The sequence below is a fragment of the Thiohalocapsa sp. genome, from assembly GCF_019695415.1.
GTDB lineage: Bacteria > Pseudomonadota > Gammaproteobacteria > Chromatiales > Chromatiaceae > Thiohalocapsa.
Genome location: NZ_JAIFKJ010000471.1, coordinates 1 through 3,758 on the forward strand (window position 1 = coordinate 1; position 3,758 = coordinate 3,758).

Genomic DNA, 3,758 nt, shown 5'->3' on the forward strand with positions numbered 1-3,758 from the left:
GTGTCCGGGTAGTGCGCCGCGCGCATCAGGGCGTCTTCCCGGGCGAAGGCGACGCGGGCGCGTTCGTGCAGCGCCGACAGCCAGAAGCGCAGCGCAAGGGCCGACCCCGGCCCGCCGTCGCGCGAGATCGCCTGCTCCGCCCGCGGCGCGTGCCAGGCGCCGAAGCGCTGGGCACTGTCGTCGATGCGTTTGGTCAGGGCGCGGTGGTCCCGATCCAGGGCTTCGATACCCACGCACCATTGCTCGCGCCAGCGGAAAAAGGACGGGCGCAGCTCGAGGACAGTTGCCTTGTTGGGATGAGCCTGCGGTGCGGCGACCGAGCCTGTCGCCGCTGTGTCGAGCTCGGACAGCGCGTTGAGAAATGCCATTAGTCGAGCTCCGATGAGGGGCTTGCCTGTGAGGGGTGGCGGGGGCGGGCGCCGCAGCGACTGGCCGAAGATCGCTGCTGGTGCCCTTCTGCCCAAGCGCCCTGAGTGGGTGATCTTGCGGTAAAGTATAATCGATATTGTGGTTTATACCAAGCAATCCTTACGTGCCCCCGACGACTCCGACCCCAGATGCTGGCTACGGGCTGGCGGTGGCCAGGTGTGTGCCCCATGTGTTGAACCGACGAGCACTACTGCGGTATGCAGTGCCGCTTCGACACCGCCCAAGACACTGGAGGGCAAGCGATGAACAGCCAAGACGTCCTCGATGCCTTCGAGCTGCTGGAGACCTGGGAGGCCCGCTACGAGTTCATCGGCGATCTGAGCCGCGAGCTCCTGCCCGTGGCCGACAGCGAGCAGACCGACTTGAACCTGGTCAAGGGTTGCAATACCAAGACCTGGCTCACCGGCAGCCTCACCGATGATGATCCACCGGTGATCGAATACCGTGCCGACGCGGAGACACCGCTGGTGCGCGGCTTGGTCGCGCTGTTGTTGGTGCCCTTCCAGCGCAAGACGCCGCAGGCGGTGTTGGAGACCGATCCGCGACCTTACATCGCCGGCACCGGTCTTGCCGAGCACCTGAGCCCGAATCGGCGCGCGGGCATGGAGCATTTCATCGAGCGGGTGTTCCAGATCGCGCGCGGCCTGGGTCGCTCCTGACCTGTGCTTTCCACCTTCGCCGGGCTCCAGGGCCGCCCCAGGGAATTACGGCAGTGGCAGCCCGGGGGCGCCCCCCGGGGTCTGCAGGCTGGGGTCTGCGACCGCGGGCGTGGGTCTGTCCACGGCGCGCCTGCCGAGCCAGTCGGGAGTGAACGGGGCGGCGCAGTGGCAGCGCCCGGCGGCGCCAAAGCGCAGCTGGCGCTCACGCTCGCATCGGTGCGCATCGGGGTAGGGACCGATGAGTTTAGCCGACCCGTCGCCGAGGGCCTCACCGGGCGGGTGGATGTGGCAGACGGCGGCTTCTGCCCGGGCTGCAACAGCCGCGGCGAGCAGTGCGGTCGCCAGCAGCGCCGCCGTCGCCCATCCTGCGCTCAGCTCTCTTCCTCGTAAGGGCTGACGCGGACGGCGTCGATGCGGTAGCCCGCGGTGCCAAGGTCATCCGTGAACTGCTCGACGTGCATGGTCCCCTCCACCCAGACGGTATCAAAGAGCTCGCCGCGGTAGGCGCCGTCGTCGCTCGTGACGACATACACGGTCTGATTCGGCGGCGGCGGTGGCACATGGATGCACGCGCCGAAGTAGGGCACGAGGAGAAACTCTCGGATCTCTGCGGCGTCTGTGGTGAGCGGCACCACGAAGCCCGGCAGCTTCACCGTCTGCCCATCCAGCTCCGGCACGACCGGTGCCTCCGCCCAGAGGGTTTCCAGCTTGTCCATCAGGGCATCGGCGCGCGGGTCATCGTCGTCGATGTTATCGACATCGTACTGCTCGAAGAGCTTGTCCGGACGCCAGTCGGCCGGAATCAGGTCGTCCCATTCAAGCTCCGGGCCGTCCCTCAGGGCCGCCGGTGCGGGAGTTGCCGCCAGCTCCTCGGGCGAGAGACGGCCACCGCTGTCGCCGGTATCACTGTCGGATCTGCCCGCATCGTCGGTATCGCCGCCGCAGCCGGCGAGGATCAATGCGAGCAGCAAGAGCAAGGCCCAGAGGCGGGGGCTGGCGTGGGGCTGGAGAGTCATCATCGGTCTCTGTGTGAGCTGACCTAGCGCCGCTACGCGGACAGGCCTGGAACGAAGGGATGTCGAAGGCGAAATAACATGGGGGCATCGGCGCGCACGGAGGAGGGCCTACGTACAAGCCAGTCAGACGCGGATGGACAGCCCGTCGGCCAGTGACATGCGGTATGCCCGCCAACCAGGCAACAGCCCCGCCAGCACACCAGCGCAGAGCACGGTGGCCAGCAACAGCCATTCGCGCAGGCTCGGCGCACCGATGTCGATGAAGAGCCCGAGCTCCGAGGCCAGCAGCGGCTGTGCCACCATAAGCAGCAGATACAGGAGCCCGACGCCAGCGGCGAGCCCCAGCAGGGTCACGAAGGCCGCCTCCCCGACGATCAGCCCCAGCACCTGTGCCGGTCTGGCGCCGACGGAGCGCAGGATGGCCATCTCCCGCCGGCGCTCGTTGAGACCGATCAGGAGCGCGGTCAGCATGCCGATGAGCCCCACCAGTACGACGCAGGCGGAGACCACCAGCAGGGCGTTCTCTGCCACGCCCACGAGGGACCAGAGCTCCGCCAGCGCCACGCCGGGCAGGATCGCGAGCAGCGGCTCTTCTGGATAGTCGTTGACCCAGCGCTGCACGCCGAAGGTGGCGATGCGCGAGTCGAGCCCAACCAGCACGGCGGTGATTGCCTCTGGTGTCAGATCCATGGCGCGGGCCTGATCGGGGCCGATCTCGACGCCCGGCATGGGGGCGCCGCCGCGCCAGCCGAGATGAATGGCCTCGATGGCCTCCAGGCTCACGTGCACGGTGCGGTCCACCGGGGTGCCCGTGCGCGCCAGGATGCCGGCGACGCGAAAGGGCTTGTCGTCGTGGCGGGCGAAGGCTACGTCGCCGGCGCCGTGGGCGATGGTAAGCGAATCGCCGAGCCGGTAGCCCAGCCGGTCGGCTACCTCGGCACCGAGCACCGCGTCGAAGAGGTCGTCGAGCCAGGCGCCCTCCGTCAGGGCAAGCGGCTGATCGCGGCCGTAACGGTAATGCGCGAGATACGCGTCGGTGGTGCCCAGCACCCGAAAGCCCCGGTGCGAGTCCCCCAGCGACAGCGGCACTGTCCAGGCCACCCTAGGCTGGTCCGCGAGATCCTGATAGCTCTCCCAAGAGATGTTGTTGGTGGCGTTGCCGATGCGAAACACCGAATACAGCAACAGCTGCACCGGGCCGCTGCGGGCGCCGACGATGAGGTCCGTGCCGGCGATGGTGCTGGCGAAGCTCGCCCGGGTCTCGGTGCGCAGCCGCTCCACACCCACCAGCAGCGCCACGCTCAGCGCGATCGACGCGAGCGTCAGGAGCACCGTGGTATGGCGATTGAGCAGGCTCCTTAGGGCGAGAGACAAGATGGCCATGAGCCTCCGGTCGCGGTGGACTTCCGTTGAAGCCGAAGTACTGAAAAGAGCATTTTCGCCATCAAGGACACGCAGCGCGACTAAAGATTCACGAATACATCAAGCTGAAGTGAAAATCTCAGCTCCTATGCAACTTGCTGACGTGATGTTAGGGCAGCGCCGATTTATTGGCGCTTCCCGTGCGGGGCAGGATGCCCCGCCATTTTCGGCGACGTCAGTCGCTGAAAATGAAGGAGCCGGGAAACCGCCCAATGTCTGCACAGGCCCGGCT

The 3,758-nt window shown here is 67.1% G+C and carries 4 protein-coding genes and 1 pseudogene; 2 read left to right on the forward strand and 3 right to left on the reverse strand.

The window, feature by feature from the left end:
* Positions 1 to 368 (reverse strand): annotated as a pseudogene (locus tag I6U14_RS13215) (hypothetical protein); the annotation flags it as partial.
* A 303-nt stretch (positions 369 to 671) separates the two neighbouring features.
* On the opposite strand from I6U14_RS13215, the gene I6U14_RS13220 reads away from it, so the two are divergent.
* On the forward strand, positions 672 to 1,088 hold the full coding sequence (locus I6U14_RS13220) for a SufE family protein (protein ID WP_296899991.1): 417 nt from the start codon (positions 672 to 674) through the stop codon (positions 1,086 to 1,088).
* 371 nt (positions 1,089 to 1,459) lie between these two features.
* Here the strand turns inward: I6U14_RS13220 and I6U14_RS13225 are convergent, their stop codons facing one another.
* Positions 1,460 to 2,104 (reverse strand): DUF3299 domain-containing protein, encoded by a 645-nt coding sequence (locus tag I6U14_RS13225; RefSeq protein WP_296899992.1) that lies wholly within the window; start codon positions 2,102 to 2,104, stop codon positions 1,460 to 1,462.
* A gap of 123 nt (positions 2,105 to 2,227) precedes the next feature.
* The gene (locus I6U14_RS13230; RefSeq protein WP_296899993.1) at positions 2,228 to 3,487 is read right to left on the reverse strand and encodes an ABC transporter permease; all 1,260 of its coding nucleotides are present in this window, start codon (positions 3,485 to 3,487) and stop codon (positions 2,228 to 2,230) included.
* On the opposite strand from I6U14_RS13230, the gene I6U14_RS13235 reads away from it, so the two are divergent.
* The coding region (locus tag I6U14_RS13235; protein ID WP_296899994.1) for a hypothetical protein at positions 3,480 to 3,758 on the forward strand (279 nt) is incomplete at its 3' end. The two genes, I6U14_RS13230 and I6U14_RS13235, sit on opposite strands and share 8 nt — an antisense overlap.